Origin of the sequence: Amaricoccus sp., from assembly GCF_017993425.1 — a bacterium.
Lineage (GTDB): Bacteria > Pseudomonadota > Alphaproteobacteria > Rhodobacterales > Rhodobacteraceae > Amaricoccus.
Genome location: NZ_JAGOMQ010000085.1, coordinates 1 through 4,242, shown reverse-complemented (window position 1 = coordinate 4,242; position 4,242 = coordinate 1). Strand labels below are relative to the sequence as shown.

Sequence of the window (4,242 nt, the reverse complement as noted above, 5' to 3'; positions counted from 1 at the left end):
GCGCAACCAACCCCGGGAGAGGCCCCGGCCCCGGCCGATCCGCTCGCCACGAACACCGATGCGCCGGCCTCCGGAACCCTGGTCCCGGCCACGGACACGCCCGCGGTCAAGCCCTCCGCCGTCGAGCCCGCGAGCGCGGCCACCAAGCCGACCCCCGACCCGAAGGCGACCAAGAAGCCCGGCCCCAGCGCCCCCACACCTGCCCCTGCGGACAGCCCCGCGCCCCCGCCCGCACCCGCGCCCGCGCCGGTGCCCGAGCCCGCGCCGGTCGCCACACCCGAGCCCGCGCCGGTCGCCACGCCCGCGCCCCCGCCCGTGCCCCCGCAGCAGCGCTTCGCCGGCACCTTCCGCTTCGCCGGCGGCGACGCGCAGCGCACCGAGCTCGCGGCGGCGATCGACACCGCGGTGCAGGAGCTGAACGCCCTGATCCGCGGCATCGGCCGCAAGCGATTGACGGAGAGCAATGTCATCCGCGACACGATCACGATCGCCGTCGACGGCGACAAGGTCACCACCACATTCGCGCCCGGCCGCACCGTCTCCGCCAAGCTCGAGGGCGCCTCCGTGCCGTGGACCAGCGACACCGGCAAGCCGCTGACCGTCAAGTTCTCGATGGTCAAGGGCCGGCTGGTCCAGACCTTCACCGCCGACGACGGCGGCCGACGCAGCGTCTTCACCCTCAACGAGGCCGGCGACCGCATGACCCTCAGCGTCACCATCACCTCCGAGCGGCTCACCAACCCGCTCAAGTACGCGCTCAGCTACAAGCGCGACTGAGCGCCGCATCAACGTCACCTTGACACCCCCTTTGCACCCCGCCTAACGTCACCGACCATGGACGACTGGTTTGGGTTGCAGCGAGGGTTGGTCGCGGTGGGTCTGCTCGCCGTCGTGCCGGGTTGCCCGTCCGACAAGGACAAGACGACGGAGAGCACCGGCACGGACCCCGGCTCGACCGGCTCGACCGGCGACACCGGCGGGACCTCCGGCGGGACCTCCGGAGGAACATCGGGCGACACGCCGACCGGATCGGGCAGCGCCACGGACTCCGGCACCGGCGAGCCCACCACCGGCGAGCCCACCACCAGCGGCACCACCGGCGACGCCACCACCGGCGATGCCACCACCGGCGACGCCACCACCGGTGGCCCCGCGCTGCCTCCGGAATGCGTGAGCTACGGCGCAAAGATCGCCGAATGCTACATGGACCCGCGGGCCGGAATGGCCGGGGCGACCTACTGCGGCGAGACCCACGCCTACTACGAAATGAACTACGGGGCCGACTGCGTGCAGGCCTTCGAGGCGGCCATGGCCTGCATCTCGGCGCTCAGCTGTGCGGAGTTCTTGGGCGACCTCCCAGAAGATTGCAAGGCCGCGTTTGATGCGATAGCAGCCGTGTGCGTCTAGGCATAGCCTCGCGCGCAGAGCCCCGATGATCTTCGTCTCCGGCACCAAGCGCAGCGGCACCTCGATGTGGATGCAGGTCCTGCAGGCCGCGGGTCTCCCGATCCTCGGCAAGGCCTTCCCACGCAACTGGGGCACTGGCCCGCTGCGTGACGCCAACCCCGACGGCTTCTACGAGACCCTGCTGCGCAACGGCATCTACTTCGCCACCAACCCGCACCCGCGCACCGGCAAGTACTTCACGCCGGAGCACGTCGACGGTTACGCGGTCAAGGTGTTCGTGCCCGGCGTGATCCGCTCCGAGCGCGCGTACATCACCCACCTGCTCGCCAACGTCCGCGAGTGGCGGGAGTACGAGGCCTCGATCGAGCGCCTCTACGCCCTCGAGGCCCAAAGCCGCGAGGCCCGGCGCGCCGCGGGCGGCGAGGTCGACGAGCCCTTCAATTTTCCGCCGGCCTACGAGTGGTGGATGGAGAACTTCGCGCTGGTGCGCGACATCTCGCTGCGTCGCTACCCGGCGCGTCTCCAGACCTACGACCAGGTGCTCGGCGACCCGGAGGCGACGATCGGCGCGGTGCTGCGGTGGATCGGTCGCGGCGATGTCGAGGCCGCCGTCGCCGCCGTCAAGCCCGGGAACCGCACCCAGACCCGCCCCAGCTCCGACACCGTGCCGCCCGCCCTCGCCCGGGTCTTCGACGACCTCTACGCCGGTGTCGCCGCCGGCCAGGGCATCAGCGGCGCCCTGCTGCGGACCCTGAACGAGACCAACCAGCAGCTGCTGCCCGAGCTCACCCGGATGCAGATGAAGGTCGCGCACACGCAGATGCAGCAGCAGGCCAGGGCCAAGGTCCAGCCCCCGCCGCCGATCGAGATCGAGGGCCTGCCCGACATCGATGATTGAGCGCAGCCCCCCCTCCCTCGAATGGGTCGACCCGCGGCGGAAAGCAGGCCGCGATCGCCGTCACGTCCGCAGCATCAGGATGCGCCCAGCTCGCGCCCGAACTGCTCGAGGTACCCGCGCATCAGGGCCACGCGCGGCTCGGCGAGCCGGCGGGCGCTCGCGGTGTGCAGCCCGTCCGGGATGCGCAGGAGCTTGCGAAAGAAGTGGTCGAGGCCGAAGCGCTTGTCGTCCGGCTCACGCTCGCGACACAGCGGGTCCAGCTCGCTGTAGAAGGGCGTGCGCATCGCGTTGCAGGTCGCGAAGCAGCGGGCCACCCCGATCGCACCGATCGCGTCGAGGCGGTCTGCGTCCTGCAGCACCCGCGCCGCCAGCGACTCGGGCAGCACGCCCTTCGAGAAGCCGTGGTCGCGGATGCACGCGCAGATCTGCGCGGCCCGTGCCGGATCGATCGCCTCCGCCCGCAGCAGTCCGGCCGCCGCCTCCGCGCACAGGTCCCCCGAGCGCCGCGACTCCGGGTGGTCCTTCGGCAGGTTGACCAGCTCGTGCAGCAGCGCGGCCCCGACCGCCACCAGCACGTCCGCCCCCTCGGCCTCGGCGATGCTCCGCGCCAGCGCGGCCACCCGACGCACGTGCAGCAGGTCGTGGGCCGGATCCGTGTCGGCGGGCATGGCCAGCGCGGCCAGCTCGGCCAGCCGCGCGAGCAGCCGGGTGTCGGGGTCGGAGGCGAGCATGATGCGCCCAGGTGTACCCCAACCCGACCGTGCCGAGCACACGACGCCGGGGGGCACGCAGTCGCCTTCGAGGGCCCAGACCCCGCCCCGCATCGGCTCACGCGCGAGCATGCGCCCAGCGGACCCAGACCCACCCCGACCCGCATCGGCTCACGCGCGAACGCGTACACTCGCGGCCATGCGCCGCCTCCCGGGCCTCGCCCTGCCGCTCCTCGCGCTCTGCTGCGCGCCCGCCCGCGCCCCCGCGCCGGCCCCCGCGCCGGCCCCCGCGAGCGCGCCGGGCCCCGACCGCGCGCCGGCGCCCGAGGTCGCGCTCGCGCCGGCGATCGACCGCGCCTGCGTGCGCCGCGAGTCCGCCCCGCTGCTCGCCCTGACGCGCGCCGACTCGCCGCGCGCACGCACGCTGGCCGTCGCGGCGCTCGGTCGCGTCGGCGATGCGCCCGCGATCGCGCGCCTGATCGAGCTGCTCGCCGATCCTTCGCTGCGCGCCCCCGCAGCCGCCGCCCTCGGCATCGCCGCCGCGCTCGGCGTCGAGCTCGGCGGCGCCGAGGCGGCCGTGCTCGCGGCCTGGCCCGCCGCGGATGCATCACAACAGACCAGCATCGCCGTCGCCCTCGGCCGCCTCGGCACCGTCGCCTCGACGCCGGTGCTCGCCGCCGCCCTCACCAGCGCCGACCCGCCGCTCGCCGAGGCCGCCGCCCTCGCCCTCGGCGTGCTCGGTCGCCGCGGCGTCGCCTGGGACCCCACCGCGCAGCCCGCCGCGATCGCCCTCGCCGAGCGCCACAGCCCCACCGCGCAGCCCAACTCGATCCCCCAGCCCACCGCGAGCGCCCAGCCCGACCTCGCCTACGCCGCCGCCTACGCGCTCGCCCACGCCGCGCCCGTCGACCCCCGCGAACCCGCCGACCAGGCCCTGCTGCGCCTCGCCACCGCCGCCGACCCCGAGACCCGCGCCCTCGCGCTGGTCGGCCTGACCCGCCGCAAGGCCCCCGCCGCTCGCGCCTATGCTGCCTTCGCGGCCGCGCTGACCGACCCGAGCCCGTGGGTGCAGGTCGCCGCGGTCCGCGGGCTCATGGCGCTCGCCGACGACGACGCCATCTCGACGACCCTCGCCTGGACCCGCACCCGGCTCGACGTGCTCGCCGACCCGGCCCGCGCCGCCGCAGCGCACCCGGTGCTCGAGGCGCTCGAGCGCCTCGCCACGAC

The 4,242-nt window shown here is 74.4% G+C and carries 3 protein-coding genes and 2 pseudogenes; 4 read left to right on the top strand and 1 reads right to left on the bottom strand.

Features of this window, described 5'->3' with window-relative positions; translation table 11 throughout:
• The 3 genes and pseudogenes from KBB57_RS19860 to KBB57_RS19850 form a co-directional block, all read left to right on the top strand.
• Positions 1-777 (top strand): annotated as a pseudogene (locus KBB57_RS19860) (hypothetical protein); the annotation flags it as partial.
• 57 nt (positions 778-834) lie between these two features.
• Positions 835-1,407 carry a hypothetical protein gene (locus tag KBB57_RS19855; protein WP_290754085.1) on the top strand — a complete coding sequence of 191 codons (573 nt, stop codon included), beginning with the start codon at positions 835-837 and terminating at the stop codon, positions 1,405-1,407.
• Positions 1,408-1,432: 25 nt separating this feature from the next.
• A complete protein-coding gene (locus KBB57_RS19850; protein WP_290754082.1) occupies positions 1,433-2,305 on the top strand; it encodes a hypothetical protein in 873 nt (290 codons plus the stop codon).
• 74 nt (positions 2,306-2,379) lie between these two features.
• Here the strand turns inward: KBB57_RS19850 and KBB57_RS19845 are convergent, their stop codons facing one another.
• Positions 2,380-3,036 carry an HD domain-containing protein gene (locus KBB57_RS19845; protein ID WP_290754079.1) on the bottom strand — a complete coding sequence of 219 codons (657 nt, stop codon included), beginning with the start codon at positions 3,034-3,036 and terminating at the stop codon, positions 2,380-2,382.
• Between the two features lie 178 nt (positions 3,037-3,214).
• On the opposite strand from KBB57_RS19845, the pseudogene KBB57_RS19840 reads away from it, so the two are divergent.
• Positions 3,215-4,242: pseudogene (locus KBB57_RS19840) on the top strand (hypothetical protein); the annotation flags it as partial.